We start from the raw sequence: 19,844 nt of genomic DNA, 5'->3' as shown, positions 1-19,844 counted from the left end.
TCCCCGGACTTAGTGGTGTTCGGCCAATTGGGCGGCAGTACTGCCGGAGCGGTGGATACCACCCTGTCCGACCAGCAGCAAACGACCGTTCTGATCCGCACTCACGGCGGAAAGAGACTGACGGTCGGGGCGGTTGAAGACCGAGAAACTGCGGCCATCATTTTGGCTGACCAGCACGCTGCCCCCGTGTCCGACGATGACCAGCGTGCCGTCCGTTAGCAACGAGCCACCACTGAGGCCGAATTCCAGCGAACCATTGCCAGGCACATTTACCTGCACGGATTTCCAGTTAGCACCGAAATCGCTTGAACGGTAAAGATGGCCACGCAGGCCATAGATCACCAGGGTGTTCGCCTGCTGAGTGCCCAGCGCACCGAACAGCGAGCCGTCGTACGGGCTTTCCAGACGCTCCCAGGTTTCGCCCCAATCTGCGGAGCGGAACAAGGCCCCCATTTCGCCGACGATCACCAGTCCGGCATTCTTCACGGCGGCGATGGCGTTGAGGTGCTGAGCGTCGTCGTTGTCGAGGCGGTCGCTGACATCCTCCCAGCTTTGCCCACCGTCGTGGGTTTCCAGCAGCGCGCCGTAGGCCCCAACGGCCAAGCCGTGCTGGCGATTTTCGAACCAGACATCCAGCAGCGGTGCTTCACGCTCGAGATCCTCGAACTGTTTCTGCCAGGTGGCACCGCCATCACGGGTGGCGAGAATCTGCGCATCATGTCCGACAACCCAGCCATAGTGGTCGTCGACAAAGGTAGCGGCGGTGAGAAGTTGACGGGTGGGCACCCGGGCCTGAACCCAGTTCACCCCATTGTCATCGGAGAACAGAATATGTCCGCGTTCGCCGACGGTGACCAGACGGGCACCCGCATGCACGATATCCAGCGCCAGACTGCTCACGGCCTTCGGTGATTCCAGGGCGTACTGCAACTCGTCCCCTTGCGCCATGGCGGGCGTGGCCAACAGGGCCAGGGCAGAAATCATCCCGCACAGAGAAAGCGCTCTCGCCAGCGGCGAATGGAAATTGAATGCCGACACGCGGAAGGCATCCGCACGCAGGCCGGCATTAGTGCGCCGCACAACGGGCTCACTCATACAGCGTTCTCCCCTTATTGTTATTTTGGAATGCCGTCATTTTTGACGGTCTGCCTATCCTAGGCAGCTTTGAAAAGCCCTGACAATCGGCGCAACGTTATCTTTTGTTAAGCCATCACCCTGATTGATGGCCCAATCGACAGTTTGAGAGAAGATGTGCAGTAGGCAGGTAAAATCAACCTCAAGCTTGCAGTCTGACCAATGCATCACGCAGATACGGAGGAATCGCCACGGGTCGATTGCTCTGCCGGTCGACGAACACATGCACGAAGCGCCCTGCTGCACAGGCTTCCTCGACTCCGTGCTTGAAGACCGCCAGCTCGTACTGCACTGAACTGTTCCCCAGCGTAGCGACCCGCAGCCCAACCTCGATGCGGTCCGGGAATGCCAAGGAGGCATAGTAATCGCAGGCAGAACTGACCACAAAACCGACCACGTCGCCTTCATGGATATCCAGACCGCCCTGCTCGATCAGGTAGGTGTTTACCGCGCTGTCGAAAAAACCGTAATAGGTCACATTGTTGACGTGACCGTAGATATCGTTGTCGTGCCAGCGGGTTGTGATCAACTGCAGATAGGGGTAGTCGCTACGCAGCGCTTGGGGTTGTGACGGCATAACTGAATTCCTGACACATTGAACAAAGCCTTTCCACCGGAAAGGCGCTACATCCATACGGGACCAGTGGCCTCAGGCCGCCGCTTCAACCAGGCCGTTACGCATGGCCAGAGCGTCCTGCTGGAAACCACGGGATGCCTGGAACAACAGTCCCATGGTGAGCAACAGACTGATGGGGATCAGCAGCATCGCGTCGTGCAGCCCGATGGACTTGAAGGCTTCGGTCATCTCGCTGGCACCGGCGCTGAGCATGGCTGCGTGCGCGTAGTAGTCGGACAGCAGCCCCACGACGACAGGGCCTAGGCCGCCCCCCAGCAGGTAAAGACCGGCAAAGAACAGGGCCATGGCGGTCGCCCGCAGACGTGGTTCGACCACATCCTGCAGGGCGGTGTAGACGCAGGTATAAAAGTTGTAAGAAAACAGCCAGCCGATACTGAAGACCGCCACGAAGAGCGCGAAATCGATCTGCCCCGCCAGCAGGGCCCAGCCTGTAGTCAGCGTCGCGATCAGCATGCTCAGGGTGGCAAACAGCAACCGCCCGCGCGCCCACTTCTGATGGATACGGTCGGCAATCCAGCCCCCCAGCGTCAGCCCCAGCAATCCGGTCAGGCCGACGATGACCCCGGTGGCCATCGCCGCGGAACTTAGCGGCACCCCAAAATAACGCATCATCATCGGCACCATGAAGGCGTTGCAGGCATAGGTGGCGAAGTTGAAGCACAACCCGGCCAGCATCAGCCACCAGAAGGTGCGAATGGCCAACACCTTGCGCATCGGTTTGTCGACCTTGGCTTGCGAGACCACCACCGCCTCGGCCGCGCCCCGCCTGGGCTCCTTGATGAGAAAAATGAACAGCGCCAGCACGATGCCCGGGACAGCGGCTATGAAGAAGGGCGCGCGCCAACTGTCGAAGAGCTCGACCATGTAGCCAATGGTAAAAAACGCCAGCAGCAGGCCCAGCGGCAACCCCAGCATGAAGATCCCCATCGCCCGGGAGCGCTTATGGGCAGGGAACAAGTCACCGATCAGTGAATTGGCCGCCGGCGCATAGCTGGCCTCGCCAATCCCGATCCCCATGCGCACCAGCAAGAAGCTCCAGTAATTCCAGGCCATACCGTTGACCGCGGTCAGGCCGCTCCAGGCGATCAGCCCCCAGCCCATGATTTTGCGCCGCGCGCCGGTATCGGCCATACGGCCTAGTGGAAGGCCCGCCAGCGCATAAACGATGGTGAATGCAGTACCAAGCAGGCCTAGCTGAAAATCGCTGAGGTTCCACTCCAGCCGTAGCGGCTCGTTGATGATCGCCGGGATGGTTCGGTCAAAGAAGTTGAACAGATTTGCCAGGAACAATAGAAACAACACGCGCCACGCGTTGACTGCTTGGTGTGGGTTCTGCATGGGACAGACCTCTTTTTTATTATTGGACCACCGATCTCCGCACACGCCGGAGTACACCACCACTCTAGAGCCTTGGCAGGTGCTTTGGCGCATAGATTCGCAAGACGAATATCAGCCAATGAATGCTGAGTACTAGGTAGCCACTCCTCTGCGCTGACACGCACAAAAAAAAGAGCTACCCAGCGAACCGGGTAGCTCTCTATCCACGCTGACACAGTTTCGGCAGTTTGACCCCAGCTCATTCAGAGCTTGAAGCGAGCCACCAGGCGGTTCAGTTCCGCCGCCAGGCGTACCAGTTCTTCGCTGATCTGCGAGTTCTGGGTCGCCTCGGTGGACGTAGTATCTGCGCTCTGGCTGATGGAGATGATGTTACGGTTGATCTCCTCGGCCACCGCGCTCTGTTCTTCGGCGGCGGTCGCCACCTGGGCGTTCATGTCATTGATCAGGGTAACTTCATTGGCAATGGCACTCAGGCTATCCGCCGCCCTGGCAACGAAGTCAGCACCGGAGCGAGCCTGGGACTGCGCCCCTTCCATGGCATTCACCGCATTGCGCACGCCGCCCTGCAGCTGCTCGATCATTGCCTGGATTTCTTCTGTGGACTGCTGGGTGCGAGACGCCAGCGTGCGCACCTCGTCGGCCACGACGGCGAAGCCACGGCCCTGCTCACCCGCCCGCGCCGCCTCGATGGCCGCATTGAGGGCCAGCAGGTTGGTCTGCTCGGCGATGCCGTTGATCACCCCCACGACCATGCCGATTTTCGCGCTATCGTTTTCCACCCGCAGGATGACGCCAGCAGCTTTCTCGATTTCGCGAATCAAGATCTCGATGCCCTTCAGCGCGTCGTCGGCCACTTGCACACCGGCGCGCGTCTCGTCGTCGGCACTGCGTGAAGCGGTGGCCGTCTGGCTGGCATTTTTTGCCACTTCCTGGACGGTGGCACTCATCTCGTTCATCGCCGAGGCGACCATATCGGTTTCGGTGCGCTGCTCCATCACGGCGCTCAGCGTCTTTTCCGCAACCCTGGAGACACGTTGCGAGGCATTACCCAGCTTGTCAGTGACCCCGGCCACAGCTCCCAGGCTCTGACGGAACTTTCCGATCATCTCGTTGAAGGCGTGCCCCATGGCACCGATCTCATCCTGGGCTTGCACCTTCACAGCAAGGCTCAGGTCCTCGTCACGGGCCATGTGCTCCATGGTGTGACGCATGGCGGTGATGCGGCTGATGATTACCCGACGCACCGTATAACCCATGATCACCACACCAGCCACCAGCAGGACCAGCTGTATGAGGGCCGAAATCAGAATATTGCGATCGACCTCGGCGTCCAGCTTGGACAGGTCATAGCTGATGCGCACAGCGCCCACCACGGCATCTTCCCTGACCTGGTGACACGCCAGGCAATCGGTGCCGCGATAGTCCTTCTGCGCAATGATCGGGTTGATCACCGTAAGGAGACGACCATTGGCGTTTTCCCTCACATCGATGACCGATTCCCCGGCCAGCGCGCGCCGGTCCATGGCATCGGCAGGCGCCTGGTGATCGTAACCGGGCCCGAAGACGCGGGTGATTTCCTCATCGCGGATGATGCGTGCATCGACAACGCCAGGGCGGGCGAGAATCTTGTCGCGCAACACGCTGCGCTGAGCCATGGTGCCGGTCAGCATCATGGTGTTGATGCTGTCGAAATAGGAGTCGGCGGCGTCCTTGGTCTGCTGCTCGACTACTTGCAGTACCAGTCGCTTCTCGGTACTGGCCGCATACAGCAGAGAGACGAGCATGAGCAGGCTCAGCACCAACAGCAAAGCCAGGTTGATCTTGGTCTGGACAGACATCTGTCGTTTGGCGGTAGTGCTCATGTTGCTCCTTAGTGCTTCCTCGCCGGCGCGGCAGGAAACCCCAGCACGAGAATCAGGGAGGTGTAGGGCATGGTTTCTCACCGCTATCGGCGAGAGGCTGAAACCTGATGGTTTCCATGGGGTGTAATCACCCCAGGCGTGATATTAAATGAGTGGCCACCACCACATATTGCCCTGGAGCAATGAATGAGCGGGTATGCATTGCAAAAACCGGCACAAAAAAAAAGCGTTACCCAACAATCGGATAACGCTTTGGTCATCTTGCGGGATAATCAGCTGAGGCTTTTACTCACCACCTCATAAACATCTGCGGACAGCTCTCCACTGGCCAGAATGCGCTTCAGCTCACCCTGGATTAGCGCCTGACGAGTCGCGTCGTACTTGCGCCAGCGAGTCAGCGGCGCCAACTGGCGGGCGGCGATTTGCGGGTTGAAGCCATCCAGGGCAATCACCTGATCGGCAAGAAAGCGGTAACCGCTACCATCGGCGGCGTGGAAATTGATCAGGTTCTGATTAGCGAAAGCACCGATCAACGCCCGCACCTTGTTGGGGTTCTTGAGGTTGAAGGCCGGATGCTGCATCAACTGCTGAACGCGCGCCAAGCCGCCGGGCAGCGGGCTGCCGGCCTGCACGCTGAACCATTGGTCCATGACCAGCGGGTTGTCCTTGAAATGTTCGGCAAACTTGGCCAGCGAGGCGGCCTTTTCCGCCTCGAACGGCGAGTTGACCAGCACCGCCATGGCATGCAGGCGCTCGGTCATGTTGTCGGTCTGCTCGAACTGCTCAAGGCACGCGGCCAACACCTCATCCTTGCCGCTTTCCATCAGGTACGACAGCGCAATGTTCTGCAGGGCGCGGCGCGCGAACTCTGCAGCCTCGGCGACATAGGCTCGCTCACGGGAAATGGCGCGATTTTCCTGGTAACGCGCCCACAGCGGCTCAAACAGCTCGGCGGCGATCTGCTTGCGGGCGAACTCACGGGCAGCGTGAATCGCCTCCACATCGGCCACTTCGCTGATTTCCGCCAGATAGGCTTCGCCGGGCAGGCTGAGCATCTCGGCAACCATCGCCTGATCCAACTGGCCGTTCTCCAGGACCGTGCGCAGCGCAGCAATCAAGCGCTGATCCAGCGCCAGGGCCTTGCCGGCCTGATGCTGGGCGATCAGCTCCTGTAGGATCTGCACCGCCAACTGCTGCCCGGCCTCCCAACGGTTGAAACCATCGGAATCGTGCTGCATGAGAAACATCAACTGGTCGCGGCTGTAGGGGAAACTCAGTTTGACCGGCGCGGAAAAGCCTCGCAGCAGCGAGGGCAGTGGCTGCTCGGCGATGTCCACGAAGGTGAATGACTGCTCGGCCTCGGTCAGCGACAGTACGCGACTAGTGCCCAGGGCCTCGGCCTCACCCTGAAGACGCAGCGGCAATTCAACGCCCTGGGCGTTCAGCAGACCCAATTCCACCGGGATGACAAACGGCTGCTTTTCCGGCTGGCCAGGGGTAGCCGGGCAGCTCTGCTTGAAGGTCAGAGTGTAGGTCTGCGCGGCGGCGTCATAGGCCTCGCGAACGTCCAAACGCGGCGTGCCGGCCTGGCTGTACCAGCGTTTGAACTGGGTCAGGTCGACGCCGCTGGCATCTTCCATGGCCTTGATGAAGTCGTCGCAGGTCACTGCCTGGCCGTCATGGCGTTCGAAGTACAGGTCGGAACCCTTGCGGAACGCCTCGGCGCCGAGCAGGGTGTGGATCATGCGCAGCACTTCGGCACCCTTCTCGTACACGGTCAGGGTGTAGAAGTTGGAGATCTCCATGTAGGAATCCGGGCGCACCGGATGGGCCATGGGGCCGGCATCTTCAGCGAACTGGTGGGTACGCAGATAGGCCACGTCTTCGATGCGCTTGACCGTGCGCGAATTCATGTCGGCACTGAATTCGGCGTCGCGGAATACGGTAAAGCCTTCCTTGAGGGACAACTGGAACCAGTCACGGCAGGTCACGCGGTTGCCGGACCAGTTGTGGAAGTATTCATGGGCCACGATGCCTTCGATGCGCTGATGCGCGGCATCGGTGGCGGTCTCGGCCTTGGCCAGCACGGCGCTGGAGTTGAAGATATTGAGGCCCTTGTTCTCCATGGCGCCCATATTGAAATCGTTGACCGCAACAATCATGAAGATGTCCAGGTCGTACTCGCGGCCATACACCTCTTCGTCCCAGCGCATGGATTTCTTCAGGCTGTCCATGGCGTGCTGGCACTTGTCAATGTTTTCCGGCTCGACGTAGATACGCAGGGCGACTTCACGGGCGCTCATGGTGGTGAAAGTGTCTTCCACACACCAGAGGTCACCGGCGACCAGCGCAAACAGGTAAGCCGGTTTTTTGAACGGATCCTGCCAGGTGGCCCAATGGCGACCGTTGTCACCGTCGCCACTGGCAATCGGGTTGCCGTTGGACAGCAGAACCGGGTAGCGCTGCTTGTCCGCGCTGACCGTGGTGGTGAAGCTGCTCATCACGTCCGGGCGGTCGAGGTAATAGGTGATCTTGCGAAAGCCCTCGGCCTCGCACTGGGTGCAGAACATGGTGCCGGACTTATACAGGCCTTCCAGCGCGGTGTTGGTTTCCGGGTGGATACGCACCGTGCTGTCCAGGGTAAAGCTGGCACTGTCCGGCTGCACTGTCAGTTCGCTGGGGCTGAGCAAGTAGTCAGCGGCCGTCAGGTCGCGGTCGTCGAGGCGCAGCGACAACAGCTCCATATTCTGGCCGTTGAGCACCAGCGGCGGCAGCCCCGGGCCGGCCTCAGGGTTGCGGCGCATCACCAGCTGGGCATGCACCAGACTGTGATCCTCGTACAGCTCGAAGGTCAGGCTGGTCTCGTCGATCAGATACTCGGGTACCTGGTAGTCCTTGAGATAAATGGTTTTCGGCTGTTCGGTACGCATGGGAACCTCTGAGAGCGTCAAGCGGTAACTTCAAGCGGCAAGTAAAAATCCGATGACTTCTATGCCAGGTGGAAGTGCATTCGTTAAATAGTACGGCTACTGCTTGCCGCGACGGAATACGCAGTGAACTTGCGAACGTTGATCACCCCGGTATCCAGAATCAAATACTGACCCTTGATACCCATCAAGGTGCCTTCGACCACCGGGGTCTTTTCCAGGTCCAGGCTGACGATCTTGCTCGGATACGCCTGGACGGGATAGCGGATCTCCACCACTTCGGCATCCCTCAACGGCTGGATCGCCTGCAAGCCATAACGCCCCTGCAGCGATTCAAGTCCCTCGGCGCAGGCCTTGAAGACCTGTTCGCGCACTGCCGGCAGGTCCACCGGCTCAGCATCGCCCTTGAGCAGGGCGCGCCAATTGGTACGGTCGGCCACTTGGGAACGCAACAAGTCTTCCACCAGCCCGGATTGCTGCCGGGTCGCCACACGCAAGATTGGCAACGCCTGGCTGGCGCCCTGATCGAGCCAGCGGGTGGGCAGCTGGGTGCCGCGCGTGATACCGACCTTGATGCCCGAGGAATTGGCCAGGTAAACCACGTGATCGGTCATGCAGAACTGCTCGCCCCACTGCGGATCGCGGCAGGTGCCCAACTCGTGGTGGCAGCGCTCCGGGCTCATGATGCAGGTGTCGCACTGCGGCAGTTTCTTGAAGCAGGGATAGCAGTATCCCTGACTGAAGCTCTTGTTGGTCTTGCGTCCACAATGGGTGCAATTGATGGCGCCCAGGTATTCCAGGCGCAAGCTCTTGCCGATCAAGGGATTGACCGGAACCCGTTCGTCACCGAGGCGCAACGCATACTGTGCCTGTTCGCCCAGTTCGACCGCCATTTTCTCCAGCGCACCGCGTGCCAGCTCTTGCATCAGTGGCGGGTTCCGGAGGCCGGCGCAAACAGGTCACTGACCAGCTCGGCGGCTTTTTTCTTCTTCGAGCCGCACTCCTGGCCACCCATGTAGCCGGTACGCTCTTCCTCGGGCAGATTCTTCAATTCCCAGGCGATCATTGCCTGCAGGCAAAGCTCTTTTTGTTCCACAGACAACAGTCGCCCGTCGCCCCATTTTCCGATCTCGACGGCCTGCTTGAGGTTCTCGTAGATCTCGGGGGTGATGTTTTCGATGGCTTGGATAAAGGACATGGTCGGCTCCCAGAAGAAATTCCAGGCATTCTACCGGGCTGTACCGATTAAGGGAAAAGCCGGGACTCTAGGCCTTCGTCCGCCTGCCGTGTCGAGCAAGCCAGCCGCCTAAAAGCCCCGTGGCACATCCCACCAGCAACCCTCCGACATGGGCCGCATTGGCAATGGCGCCCAGGCCCAGCACCGTCACCAGACCCGATAGGCAGATCAATAGCCATGCCAGCATCAGCACCACCACACCCGGCGGCAATCGGTAGGCTGCGCACGGCGCCAGTTTCTGGAACAACCAGCAATGGCCCAACAGTCCGTAGAGCACCCCGGACAAACCGCCAAAAATGCCCACACCGCCAAACCCATACTGGGCCAGGTTGGAGACCAGGCTGAACAGCAATGTGAAGCCGAGCAACATCCAGGGGCCTTGACGCGCCTCGATGCGTCGGCCCAGCTCCCAGTACCAGAGGCTGTTCATGGCCAGGTGCAGCCAGCCGAAATGTACAAACATGGGTGTAAACAGCCGCCACCACTCACCGCTTTCAAGCGTGAACCCGAGGTTGGCGAAATAGATGTATTCCTCAGTGATGCCGTAGTCGGTGAAGCTCAACCAGCGGATCGTTTGCAGGTTCTCACCGGCCCAGGTAATAGCGAAAGCCGCCAGGGTCAGCAGCAGCATCACGGCGGTCAGCGGCGTGGCACGCAAGCGCTGCAGCAAGCCCGGCGTGTCTTGCCGGGGCGGCTCGATTACCAGGTGCGGATCACCTTGGGGGTACTGGGCATAGAGCTCACGTACCTGTTCGGCCAGGGCCTCTCCCGGCACCCACAACACCTGCCCTCCCGATTCCTCACTGACCCGGCAGGGCACGTCGAGGCGCTGCAGCATGGCGAGGAAACCGCTCAGGTCGGTGTCCAGGGGTGTACGCAGGGCTGCTACCGGACTCATCGTGGAGCCTCCTCGCGCTTGACATCGACCCAAACAAATTTATCGGCCTGTAACCGGCGTTCCTGATCCAGGCGATACGCCACCAAGCGACCGGACAGCACCGCACTGTAATCCAGACACGCCAGATTATGGCGAATCGGCGCCGGCCGACCACTGAGCCAGTAGTGGCCGACGAACAGTAGCGGCTCATCGGCGCCATAACGCAACAGTTCACGCTTCTGTCGCGATGACAGCGGCGTCTGCGCGACCTCTTCGGGTAATGGCTCGGGCTGGAAAACAATATCCCCGTAGGTCTGCGGGTTCTCCTCCCAGAACTTGGTGCGAAAAAAGGAACGGGGAAAGCCCTCGCGGCTGGTCAGTACTACGCCTTCGGGCAAGCGCATGTCCATCCCGCGCAACAGGCGCTCGCAGACCTGGGAAGCAAAGCTGCCCGGTCGGCCAGCCGCGCGCACGAAATCCCGATCGATACGGCCCTGCGGGTCGCGAGCACGCAACATCTGGATCAGGTCGTGATCCCAGCAAGCATGCACCAGACGGAAAAAACCGCCGTCGAGAAACAGCGGCAAAGTCTGGAACCAGCCGACAAATTCCTTCCATTCCGCTGGATAGGCCGCGAACTGACTGTGTGTCTCCTGCAGCAGTCGGGCGTTGCGCGGCGTATGTTCGCGCACGAAATAACGCCCATTACCCGGCAGGACAGGTGTATTCCAGCCCAGCGCACTGAATTCATGATTGCCCATGATGCACAGCGCCTGGCCCGCCTCCACCATGTCGCGTACCACATGCAACGCCTCACGAATATGCGGGCCACGGTCAATGATGTCGCCGAGAAACAGTGCCATGCGACGCGGATGCCGCCAGACGCCCGCTTCCTTGCGGTAGCCGAGCCGATCGAGCAGACGCTCCAGTGCTTTGGCACAGCCGTGCACGTCGCCGATCACGTCATAGCCGCGCGCCGGGTCGAGCATCGTCGTCATTCGGTAGTGCCCAGGCGGCTGTCCCAGCCCAGCTTGGTGCGGCAGATCTCGTAGTAGTTGTGGTCCAGCGGATGGATCAGCCGCAGCTTCTGCGCCTTCTTGCGAATCGTCACGGTATCGCCCGGCGCGCAGGTGAAGTGGTTCTGGCCATCGCAAGACACCTGCGGGTAGATCTGCAACTTGGGTGACACGACGACCTTCAGCTCACTGTTGCCGTCCACCACGATGGGCCGGCTGGAGAGTGTGTGCGGGTACATCGGCACCACGACGATGGCGTCCAGTTTAGGATGCATGATCGGCCCGCCTGCGGAAAGCGCATAGGCGGTGGAGCCGGTCGGGGTGGCGATGATCAGTCCGTCGGACTTCTGGCTGCTGACAAATTGCCCGTCGATATACAACTCGAATTCAATCATCCGCGTCGATTTGCCAGGGTGTAGCACTACATCGTTGAGCGCATCGCCCTGACCGATCGGCTCGGTATGCCGACGTACCTCGGCTTCCAGCAGGAAGCGGCTTTCCACGCTGTACTGACCGTCCAGCACTTCACCAACCTTCTCTTCAAGGTCGTCCGGGCGAATATCGGTAAGAAACCCCAGACTGCCCCGGTTGACGCCCAGCACCGGCACCTTGTAGCGGGCCAATGCCCGGGCTGCGCCCAGCATGCTGCCGTCACCGCCGACCACGATGACCAGATCGCACGCCTCGCCCAGGCTCTTGCGGGTACTGGTCTGCAAGCCGTGTCCGGGCAGCACCTCAGCAATGGTGTCCTCGAGAATCACATGCAGCTGGCGATCCAGCAGAAAGCGCTTGAGCCGGCGAATGGTATCCAGCACCTGAGAACTGCCCAGGCGGCCGATAATGCCAATATTGCGAAACTGCTCCATGGAACTCCTGCCGGCGGCGCGCGGTAAATGATGTCGGGATTATGGGTGAAAGCCCGTGGTAGCAGCAAACCAGCAGCACCCATCTGCGGTAATCGTGATGATTACCCCTAACGTATCCGCGAGCGAGCATGGCGATACGCAGCCCCTGTTGGCTATGCTCGACCACATGCAACCCTTCCTCTCCCTCGCCGGTCTGCTCGATGAACTGCGCCAACCCGTGGTGCGCGACTTGGCCTGGACGCTGACCTCACCGCCGCTGCTGGCCGACACGCTCTGGCCCCAGCGCCATCCGCTAAGTGCCAGCCCCTGGGCGCACCAGCCGGGGCAGCTCGCCGACTGGCTGCGTGGCCTGGAGCAGAGCCCCCAGCCGCTGCTGGAATGGCTGGATCGCAGCCCTCTGCGTCGTCTTGGGTTGTATTACGAACGCCTATGGCAGTTCGCCCTGCGCGCCGCACCCGGCGTCGAACTGCTGGCCGCCAATCTGCCGATCCGTCTGGGCGGACGCACCCTGGGCGAGCTCGACCTGTTACTGCGCGATGCCGAAGGCGTGCATCACCTGGAATTGGCCATCAAGCTTTACCTCGGCCCGCAGCACGGTGACGGCATCGACCCAGCGCGCTGGCTGGGCCCTGGCAGCCAGGACCGCCTGGATCTCAAGCTCAGCCACCTCAATCGCCATCAGCTTCCCATGTCCAACAGCCGCCAGGGTCGCGAAGTGCTCGCCGACCTGCGCCCCGATCCGGTGCAGGCGGCGCTCTGGCTGGGCGGCTATTTCTTCTATCCCTGGCCCTTAGGCTGCGCGGCGCCGAGTGGCGCACAACCCGGCCATTGCCGAGGCCGCTGGCTGTACCGTCGGCAGCTCACCGAGTTTTTCGCCCAGGCCTCTCCCGGCTGCTGGCAAACCTTGCCGCGCCAGGCCTGGCTCGCCCCAGCACGACTGGCCTGCGCAGAGCTTTGGAGCCCTGCGCAATGGCTCAGTTGGCTGGCGCAATTACCCGAGCAGGCGTCGGCCCAATTGCTGGTGCGTCTCGAAGAACGAGCCGAGGATGATTGGCATGAGGCCGAGCGCGTGTTTGTCATGCCTGACCCGTGGCCGGATGCTCTTGCGGGGGTATAAGCCCAGCACAGGAAAACAGCACCCAGCCCGTCGGTCAGAGATGAACATCACATTCCGTTGGCGAGGCGCACGCTCAGTTTTTCGGTGAATCCACCGAGCCGGCTAGTCGGTCCAATTCCCCCTGCAGCGCCCGCCTCCCCTGCAACCCGCCGGTGTGCACGAAAATCACCCGACTGCCGGGTGCGAAACACCCCGCCTCGACCTGGGAACGCAAGGCCAGCAGCGCCTTGGCGGTATACAACGGCTCGAAGGTCATGCTGCTGCCCACCTCACTGGCGTGCAAGAACGCGGCAAGCTCGGCATCCACCCGGGCGAAGCCGCCCCGGCTGGCATCCAGGAGGTGATAGCCGGTATCTGCCACGCCCGCCGCCGCGAACGTTTCTGCCAAACGCCGGGCCACGCCATGATCGTCTGGCACCGCCAGGGCACCGTACACCGGACACTGCCCTGCCTCGCCGAGCACCAGGCCGGCCAGCGTCGTGCCGGTCCCAGCAGCCAGCCACCACGCGTGATAATCGCTCCAGCCGAGCCCAGCCATTTGCCGCCGCGCCATGTCGACCAATTCGATGCAACCCTGCGCACCGGGCAGCCCGCCGCCGCCTTCCGGCACCGGGTGCAGAGCGGGATAGCGTTGCAACCAGGGTTGCCAGAAATCCGCCTGATGCCGCGCGCGATAACCGCCGTAACCGAGCCAGTGCAGCTGCATGCCGAATGCTCGCAAATCGCATACCGTCGGCGTTTCGCACGGCTCGCCACGCAGCAGGCCGACGGTGGAAAATCCAAAGCGTTCGCCGGCAGCCGCCACGGCGTGCAGATGGTTGGAATGGCTGCCCCCCAGACTGATCAGACCGGCATGCCCCGCCGCCTTGGCAGCCTGTAGATACGGCTTGAGCTTGAACCACTTGTTGCCGCTCAGCAGCGGATCGATCAGGTCCAGACGCAACACCGCCACGTCGACGCCCGCACGCGTCAGCCAGTCCAGTTTCAGGGGGTGTAACGGAGCCCGGGGCGTCCAGTCGGAAAGGTCCACACGCATACGCCTGCAAAAAGATCTGCAATGCTGCGGTAAAAAGGCCAGGCGGGCAATCTGTAGGAAAAAGACGCGGCTTAGCAGTTGGCACAGCCACACATCGCAACGGAATCAGCTGGTGCGCGTGCACGCACTGGCCTTGTGACGTGAGCAGCAGTTGCTTTCTCCACGAACAAAGCGGCTCGGCGTATCCACACGGTCGACCGGCATGCCGCAGCGCTCTCCGCTGGTGAGCGTCCCGCTGCACGCAGGGTTCTGGTAATGCTCCAGCCAGTCCCGGTAATGATCGGCTGAGACGAAACACTTGGCCGCCACGTAGGCCTGCGGGTCCTGTTGGTAACGAGCAATGTCCTGCGCACTGATGGTCAGGTGGCCAGCGCCAGGGTGATAGGCCACGAACATAACGCCCAGTTTGGCCAGACGCTGCAACTGGTCACCTTGCCCAGCCAACTGGTCGCGCTCGCGCGTGAGGCGGTCGATTTCATCCTGCATCTGGTTGTCCAGCTCGTTGCGATAGCCCAGCTCCACTTCTAGGATCGACAGCTGTTCCTTGTGCTCGGCCACTGCCGCCGCGATACGCGCCTGCAACTCTACCTCGAACTGGCCGCGCAGCACCTCGGCCTCACTGCGATCATGGGTTTCCAGCAGGCGTAACTGACGGCTCAACTCTTCGCGGGCTTTCTGGAATCCATCGGCCTGGCTGTGCAAGCGCTGTTTGAGCGAGGCGTTGAGTTGTTCCTGCTGGGCAAGCGCCTGTTGCAGATCATCGGCTTCCTGGCGAAGCAAAATCTGCTGCTGCTCCCCCGCCAGGCGCAAGCGCGCCAATTCTTCCTCATGCTGGCGGGCCAGGCTGTTGAGGCGCAAACGCTGCTGTCGAATCAATTGCGCGGTTCGTTGGCGATGCTCGAAATCAACTGTTTTGACCGCATCGTGCCCGGCAACGGAGGCCAGCTGCGGCTCTTCCGCCAACAACCCCAGGTTGTTCCGGCGCACGGCATCGCGCAGCAACACCAGATCACTCTGCCCGGGCTTGAGATTTGGATCCCACATGTGCATCTGGTGCCAGGACACCGGACACTGGCTGCGACAGGCCAAACGAATGGGCCCACCACCCAAGTCCGGGCCACGACCAGCGTGATCGGCGATATGACGCAACGGCATGTTCCAGCCGGTGTCGGCGTTGCCATGGGTGTCGAAGTCGATCAGGAAGAACACCGCCGCGCGAATGTGCAGGCGCGGATCGATCAGGACAAAGACCACCCGTACCTGCTGGTCGGCGAAGTCCTTAAGGTGAACGACGCGGTCGAGAACCGCTTCGAATTCGGGAAACAGCATTTCTTTGCAGATGCCGCGATGATTGAAAAACATCACGGCCTCGACCATCTGCGGTTTGTGCTGGGGCTTCATACATTTCTCCCGGCGCCGGACACGCGCTGCCACTTACCGGCGTATTCGGCTTGAGGCAGAGCGTCCATTTATCAGGCGGGCAGTCTAGGAGAAACCCTTATCGCGGGGGTGTGTACTGCTTGGCATCGCCTTTCGCCGCCGATCGTAGATCGACCGACGGCGACGACAACATCAACGAATTAAAGTTCAGCGGCCAGTCGCGATCCCTGGTTGATGGCGCGCTTGGCATCTAGCTCAGTGGCCACATCCGCCCCGCCAATCAGGTGCACATTCTGCCCGGCGGCGACCAGGCCATCGTGCAGCTCACGCAGCGGCTCCTGGCCGGCGCAGATGATCACCGTATCTACCGGCAGCACCTGGGGCTCGCCGCCGGCGATGCTGACGTGCAGACCGGCGTCGTCGATCTTCAGATATTCGACCGTGTTGAGCATCTTCACTTGCTTGTTCTTCAGCCCGGTGCGGTGAATCCAGCCGGTGGTCTTGCCCAGGCCGTCGCCGACCTTGGTTTTCTTGCGCTGCAGCAGGTACACCTCGCGCGCAGGTGCTGGCGGCTTCGGCTGGACGCCGGCGACACCGCCACGGGCTTCCAGCCCCAGGTCGATGCCCCACTCCTTCCAGAACGCTTCGCGGTCCAGGCTGGTGGACGCACCGTCGTGAGTGATGAACTCCGAGACATCGAAACCGATGCCGCCAGCACCGATCACCGCGACTTTCTGGCCGACCGGCTTGCGCTCAAGTATGGCGTCCAGATACCCGATTACCTTAGGGTGCTCGATGCCCGGGATCGCCGGCGTGCGCGGCGCGATACCGGTGGCCAGGATGATTTCGTCAAAGCCACCCTTGAGCAGGTCATCAACCGTGACCCGAGTGTTGAGCTGCACCTGTACGCCGCTGGAGGTCAGCTTGTTGCCGAAATAGCGTAGGGTTTCGTAGAACTCCTCCTTGCCCGGCACACGCTTGGCGACGTTGAACTGGCCACCGATCTCGCTGCCGGCATCGAACAGCGTCACGCTGTGGCCACGCTCGGCCGCCACGGTGGCGGCAGACAGACCCGCCGGGCCGGCGCCAACCACGGCGATCTTCTTCGCCTGGGCTACCGCAATGTAGTTCAATTCGGTCTCATGGCAGGCTCGCGGGTTGACCAGGCAGCTGGTCAGCTTGCCGCCGAAGGTGTGGTCCAGGCACGCCTGGTTGCAGCCGATGCAGGTGTTGATCTCGTCACTGCGCCCTGCGGCCGCCTTGTTGACGAACTCCGGGTCGGCCAGGAACGGACGGGCCATGGACACCATGTCCGCGTCGCCGTCGGCCAGCACCTGTTCGGCTACTTCCGGGGTGTTGATGCGGTTGGTGGTAACCAGGGGAATCTGCACCGCGCCGCGAAGCTTGGCCGTGACCTTGGTGAAGGCCGCGCGCGGCACCTTAGTGGCGATGGTCGGAATGCGCGCCTCGTGCCAGCCGATACCGGTATTGATGATGGTCGCGCCAGCGGCCTCGATGGCCTTGGCCAGGGTGACGATTTCTTCCCAGACGCTGCCGCCCTCGATCAGGTCGAGCATCGACAGACGGAAGATGATGATGAAGTGAGGGCCCACAGCCTCGCGTACGCGGCGCACGATCTCAACCGCCAGGCGCATGCGGTTCTCGTAGCTGCCACCCCAGCGGTCGGTGCGCTGGTTGGTGTGGGCGGCGAGGAACTGGTTGATGAAGTAGCCTTCCGACCCCATGATCTCGACGCCATCGTACTCGGCTTGCTGAGCCAAGGTGGCGCAATTGACGAAGTCCTGGATCTGCTGCTCGATGCCCTCTTCATCCAGTTCGCGCGGTTTGAACGGGTTGATCGGCGCCTGGATAGCGCTTGGGGCCACGGACTTCGGGCTGTAGGCATAACGACCGGCGTGGAGGATCTGCATGCAGATCTTGCCGCCCGCCTCGTGCACGGCCTGGGTGACAATTTTGTGCTTTTCCGCTTCTTCAACAGTAGTGAGTTTGGCTGCGCCGGAGTACACCGCGCCTTCCACGTTCGGGCCGATACCGCCGGTTACCATCAGGCCGACACCGCCCCGGGCGCGCTCGGCAAAATAGGCGGCCATCCGCTCGAACCCGTTGGGTTGCTCCTCCAGGCCGGTGTGCATGGAGCCCATCAGAACGCGGTTTTTCAGCGTGGTGAAGCCCAGGTCCAACGGGGCAAGCAGGTGCGGGTAGCGAGCTGCAGTCATGGCAATTTTCCCTCAATCAATCACGGTTTTGGCGCCTCGTCGGGAAGACGCTTGTTATGCAACCGACGATAAGGAGCAGATGCACCCGGCTCAATGATCGAAACTGACAACTTACTGATCCTAATGAACAGCACGCCTTGGCAAGCCTGCCCGCTCCGCCTACCCTGTCGCCCATGATGCGCAAACTCGTGATTCTCCTGCTTTCCCTGATGATCGGCGGCGTTTTGCTGGCCGCTTTCCTCGTCTGGGCCGAACAGCGCCCCAGCGCCCATTACCTGTCCGATTTGCGCAGCCAACTGCTGGGCGATCCGCCGGCACAGACCGCCCATGGCAATCTGCTGATCATCCGTCCGCAGTTGTTCCCGCTTGATTACCAGAGTCCTGCGCACCTGCGCCTGAAACTCGTCGCAGCCCTGGATAACGCCGGCAACGCCGGCCTACTCGGCCCACGCACATTGGTCGTATTGCCCGAGCACATCGGCACCTGGCTGCTGGCCGTCGATGAAAAGCCCGAGTTTTACCGCGCACGCACCCGGCAGCAGGTGCGCAACTGGCTGTTGCTGGGCAATCCCGTCCTGGCGCTGGAAGTACTGCTGCGCAACCTCGACGCCGACCGCCTAGACGAAGCCTTGCTGCGCATGAAAGCCGAGCGCATGGCCAGCGATTACCAGCAGCTGTTCGCCAACCTGGCCCGTGACTATGGCGTGACGCTGCTGGCCGGCTCGATCCTGCTACCCGAGCCTCATATCGAAAATGGCCTGCTCAAAAGCGGCGATGGTCCGCTGCGCACCATCAGCCTGGTCTTCGGCCCTGACGGGCGCATCAGCGGCCAGCCCTACCTAGAAGACTGGCCGTGGGAGTCGCGCACCACCGACGTGCAGGACGTGGTGGTCGCCGGCCTGCATTACCGCATCGAACGCGATTGGCAGCCCGGCTGGCCACAAAGCCAGGTGCAATTGCCGGATGGGCGCAGCAGCCCACCGCTGTTTTTGCGCGGCCAGTTGAGCTGGCCGATCGGCGGCGCGCCGCGCAGCGTGCAACTCACGCCTGAGCAGGCGCCGCAAGCCAGCCAGGCCCCCGGCAGCCATGTACTCAACCAGTGGGTCAGGCCGTGAAACTGCAGCGGGTGCGCCTCGGGGATCTCTCGGTGGGCAGCGTGCACAGTCTCGCCGACGCTGTCCGCCTGCATGACCACGATCCCGCCCCACTGCTGGAACAATACGAACTGGATGCGGCGCGCCTGGCCGTACCGCGCGCACGACTGTCGATTCCGCGCTACATGCGCCTCGGCCACGCCGCCATCCAGCTCTGCGGGCAACCCGGCCTGGGCCTGGACATGGGCCGTCTCAGCCATATCGGCCAGGTCGGTCTGGCCGGTGTCACCGCCGCCCAGGCGCCCACGGTGCGCGAGGCGGCGCGCACGCTGATTCGCTTCGAACCGCTGTACGCCTCAAACTATCGCGGTCAATCAAGCTTCGTTGAAGACGCCGGCGGCGCCTGGCTGAGCTTCTACTCGATCAGCCCCTATAACGCCTACAACCGCTTCGTGGTCGACTCGCTGCTGGCCGGCTGGCTGACCCAGCTGGGAATACTGGCCGGCCAGCCGCTGCGAGCGGAGAAAGTCGACATCGAATTTGCTGCACCCGACTATGCCGAGCGTTACGCCGAACTGTTCGGTGGCTCGGTGGAGTTCGCCGCCGAGCACAACCGCCTGCGTCTGAACCAGGCCACACTGGCACTGCGCAACCCGGCCCATTGTCCGAGCACCTGGCATCACCTGCTGGAAATCTGCGAAGCCGAGCTGCAGCAACTGACCCGCACCCGCAGCCTGACCGAGCGCGTCGGCCAGTTGCTCGGCCCGCTGCTCAATGGCCGCGAGCCGGACCTCGAGGAAGTCGCCAACCGCCTGCAATTGCCCAGTTGGACACTGCGCCGCAAGCTGGCCGAGGAAGGCTCGCAGTTTCGCAGCATTCTCAACGATACCCGCCGCGATCTGGCGATGACCTACATCCGCGATACCGAGCTGACGTTTGGCGAAATCGCCTACCTGCTCGGCTTTTCCTCGGCCGAAGCCTTTCAGCGCGCCTTCAAACGCTGGTGCGGGCAGACACCGGGCGAGTTTCGCCGCAACCACCGACAGAGCGCGGTGACGTCTTGAACGGCGCCATGCAAAATTCACC

The 19,844-nt window shown here is 61.8% G+C and carries 16 protein-coding genes and 1 pseudogene; 3 read left to right on the top strand and 14 right to left on the bottom strand.

Going from position 1 to position 19,844, the window contains the following annotated elements; all coding sequences use genetic code 11:
• Positions 1-9: 9 nt before the first annotated feature.
• From ACTV8E_RS04965 to ACTV8E_RS04915, 11 genes and pseudogenes are all read right to left on the bottom strand, one after another.
• Complete coding sequence (locus ACTV8E_RS04965) at positions 10-1,095, bottom strand: WD40/YVTN/BNR-like repeat-containing protein (protein ID WP_443198718.1); 1,086 nt, start codon at positions 1,093-1,095, stop codon at positions 10-12.
• 181 nt (positions 1,096-1,276) lie between these two features.
• Positions 1,277-1,711 carry an acyl-CoA thioesterase gene (locus ACTV8E_RS04960; protein WP_251836089.1) on the bottom strand — a complete coding sequence of 145 codons (435 nt, stop codon included), beginning with the start codon at positions 1,709-1,711 and terminating at the stop codon, positions 1,277-1,279.
• Positions 1,712-1,783: 72 nt separating this feature from the next.
• Entirely contained in the window at positions 1,784-3,109 is a 1,326-nt protein-coding gene (locus ACTV8E_RS04955) for a spinster family MFS transporter (protein WP_251836090.1), read from the bottom strand.
• A 242-nt stretch (positions 3,110-3,351) separates the two neighbouring features.
• Positions 3,352-4,080, bottom strand: coding sequence for a methyl-accepting chemotaxis protein (locus ACTV8E_RS04950; protein ID WP_443198970.1), 729 nt, complete (start codon positions 4,078-4,080; stop codon positions 3,352-3,354).
• Between the two features lie 132 nt (positions 4,081-4,212).
• Positions 4,213-4,365: pseudogene (locus ACTV8E_RS04945) on the bottom strand (HAMP domain-containing protein); the annotation flags it as partial.
• A gap of 878 nt (positions 4,366-5,243) precedes the next feature.
• Entirely contained in the window at positions 5,244-7,901 is a 2,658-nt protein-coding gene (gene pepN / locus ACTV8E_RS04940; RefSeq protein WP_443198717.1) for an aminopeptidase N, read from the bottom strand.
• An 83-nt stretch (positions 7,902-7,984) separates the two neighbouring features.
• Positions 7,985-8,824, bottom strand: coding sequence for a DUF2797 domain-containing protein (locus tag ACTV8E_RS04935; RefSeq protein WP_443198716.1), 840 nt, complete (start codon positions 8,822-8,824; stop codon positions 7,985-7,987).
• On the bottom strand, positions 8,824-9,096 hold the full coding sequence (locus ACTV8E_RS04930) for a YeaC family protein (RefSeq protein ID WP_251836094.1): 273 nt from the start codon (positions 9,094-9,096) through the stop codon (positions 8,824-8,826). The genes ACTV8E_RS04935 and ACTV8E_RS04930 overlap by 1 nt, the downstream gene beginning before the upstream one ends.
• 67 nt (positions 9,097-9,163) lie before the next feature.
• Positions 9,164-10,033: a rhomboid family intramembrane serine protease gene (locus tag ACTV8E_RS04925; RefSeq protein ID WP_443198715.1), complete on the bottom strand. Its 870-nt coding sequence runs from the start codon at positions 10,031-10,033 to the stop codon at positions 9,164-9,166.
• On the bottom strand, positions 10,030-11,001 hold the full coding sequence (locus ACTV8E_RS04920) for a metallophosphoesterase (RefSeq protein WP_443198969.1): 972 nt from the start codon (positions 10,999-11,001) through the stop codon (positions 10,030-10,032). Before ACTV8E_RS04920 ends, ACTV8E_RS04925 begins: the two co-directional genes overlap by 4 nt.
• A 5-nt stretch (positions 11,002-11,006) precedes the next feature.
• Positions 11,007-11,894, bottom strand: a complete 888-nt coding sequence (locus tag ACTV8E_RS04915) for an NAD(+) kinase (protein WP_443198714.1) — start codon at positions 11,892-11,894, stop codon at positions 11,007-11,009.
• A gap of 166 nt (positions 11,895-12,060) precedes the next feature.
• Between ACTV8E_RS04915 and ACTV8E_RS04910 the strand changes: the two genes are divergently transcribed.
• Positions 12,061-13,011 (top strand): DUF1853 family protein, encoded by a 951-nt coding sequence (locus ACTV8E_RS04910; protein WP_443198968.1) that lies wholly within the window; start codon positions 12,061-12,063, stop codon positions 13,009-13,011.
• A 73-nt stretch (positions 13,012-13,084) separates the two neighbouring features.
• Here the strand turns inward: ACTV8E_RS04910 and ACTV8E_RS04905 are convergent, their stop codons facing one another.
• The 3 genes from ACTV8E_RS04905 to ACTV8E_RS04895 form a co-directional block, all read right to left on the bottom strand.
• Positions 13,085-14,047 carry a 1-aminocyclopropane-1-carboxylate deaminase/D-cysteine desulfhydrase gene (locus ACTV8E_RS04905; RefSeq protein ID WP_443198713.1) on the bottom strand — a complete coding sequence of 321 codons (963 nt, stop codon included), beginning with the start codon at positions 14,045-14,047 and terminating at the stop codon, positions 13,085-13,087.
• Positions 14,048-14,152: 105 nt separating this feature from the next.
• Positions 14,153-15,448, bottom strand: a complete 1,296-nt coding sequence (locus ACTV8E_RS04900; RefSeq protein ID WP_443198712.1) for a chromosome partitioning protein ParA — start codon at positions 15,446-15,448, stop codon at positions 14,153-14,155.
• 179 nt (positions 15,449-15,627) lie between these two features.
• Complete coding sequence (locus tag ACTV8E_RS04895; protein WP_443198711.1) at positions 15,628-17,664, bottom strand: FAD-dependent oxidoreductase; 2,037 nt, start codon at positions 17,662-17,664, stop codon at positions 15,628-15,630.
• Positions 17,665-17,837: 173 nt separating this feature from the next.
• On the opposite strand from ACTV8E_RS04895, the gene ACTV8E_RS04890 reads away from it, so the two are divergent.
• Together ACTV8E_RS04890 and ACTV8E_RS04885 are read left to right on the top strand one after the other, a co-directional pair.
• Positions 17,838-18,779 (top strand): hydrolase, encoded by a 942-nt coding sequence (locus tag ACTV8E_RS04890; RefSeq protein WP_273535212.1) that lies wholly within the window; start codon positions 17,838-17,840, stop codon positions 18,777-18,779.
• Positions 18,776-19,822 (top strand): AraC family transcriptional regulator, encoded by a 1,047-nt coding sequence (locus tag ACTV8E_RS04885; protein ID WP_443198710.1) that lies wholly within the window; start codon positions 18,776-18,778, stop codon positions 19,820-19,822. Before ACTV8E_RS04890 ends, ACTV8E_RS04885 begins: the two co-directional genes overlap by 4 nt.
• The last annotated feature ends 22 nt before the right edge of the window (positions 19,823-19,844 follow it).

Origin of the sequence: Pseudomonas sp. B392_1p (assembly GCF_052245235.1) — a bacterium.
GTDB classification, from domain to species: Bacteria; Pseudomonadota; Gammaproteobacteria; order Pseudomonadales; family Pseudomonadaceae; genus Serpens; species Serpens gallinarum.
The sequence above is the reverse complement of the archived record's forward strand: the minus strand, read 5'-3'. Positions and strand labels throughout refer to the sequence as shown.

Bases quoted from the DNA above. Each gene is read 5' to 3' on its own strand.
- ACTV8E_RS04965 (WP_443198718.1), bottom strand. From the start codon at position 1,095: ATGAGTGAGCCCGTTGTGCGGCGCACTAATGCCGGCCTGCGTGCGGAT.
- ACTV8E_RS04960 (WP_251836089.1), bottom strand. From the start codon at position 1,711: ATGCCGTCACAACCCCAAGCGCTGCGTAGCGACTACCCCTATCTGCAG.
- ACTV8E_RS04955 (WP_251836090.1), bottom strand. From the start codon at position 3,109: ATGCAGAACCCACACCAAGCAGTCAACGCGTGGCGCGTGTTGTTTCTA.
- ACTV8E_RS04950 (WP_443198970.1), bottom strand. From the start codon at position 4,080: ATGGTCGCCTCGGCGATGAACGAGATGAGTGCCACCGTCCAGGAAGTG.
- pepN (WP_443198717.1), bottom strand. From the start codon at position 7,901: ATGCGTACCGAACAGCCGAAAACCATTTATCTCAAGGACTACCAGGTA.
- ACTV8E_RS04935 (WP_443198716.1), bottom strand. From the start codon at position 8,824: ATGCAAGAGCTGGCACGCGGTGCGCTGGAGAAAATGGCGGTCGAACTG.
- ACTV8E_RS04930 (WP_251836094.1), bottom strand. From the start codon at position 9,096: ATGTCCTTTATCCAAGCCATCGAAAACATCACCCCCGAGATCTACGAG.
- ACTV8E_RS04925 (WP_443198715.1), bottom strand. From the start codon at position 10,033: ATGAGTCCGGTAGCAGCCCTGCGTACACCCCTGGACACCGACCTGAGC.
- ACTV8E_RS04920 (WP_443198969.1), bottom strand. From the start codon at position 11,001: ATGCTCGACCCGGCGCGCGGCTATGACGTGATCGGCGACGTGCACGGC.
- ACTV8E_RS04915 (WP_443198714.1), bottom strand. From the start codon at position 11,894: ATGGAGCAGTTTCGCAATATTGGCATTATCGGCCGCCTGGGCAGTTCT.
- ACTV8E_RS04910 (WP_443198968.1), top strand. From the start codon at position 12,061: ATGCAACCCTTCCTCTCCCTCGCCGGTCTGCTCGATGAACTGCGCCAA.
- ACTV8E_RS04905 (WP_443198713.1), bottom strand. From the start codon at position 14,047: ATGCGTGTGGACCTTTCCGACTGGACGCCCCGGGCTCCGTTACACCCC.
- ACTV8E_RS04900 (WP_443198712.1), bottom strand. From the start codon at position 15,448: ATGAAGCCCCAGCACAAACCGCAGATGGTCGAGGCCGTGATGTTTTTC.
- ACTV8E_RS04895 (WP_443198711.1), bottom strand. From the start codon at position 17,664: ATGACTGCAGCTCGCTACCCGCACCTGCTTGCCCCGTTGGACCTGGGC.
- ACTV8E_RS04890 (WP_273535212.1), top strand. From the start codon at position 17,838: ATGATGCGCAAACTCGTGATTCTCCTGCTTTCCCTGATGATCGGCGGC.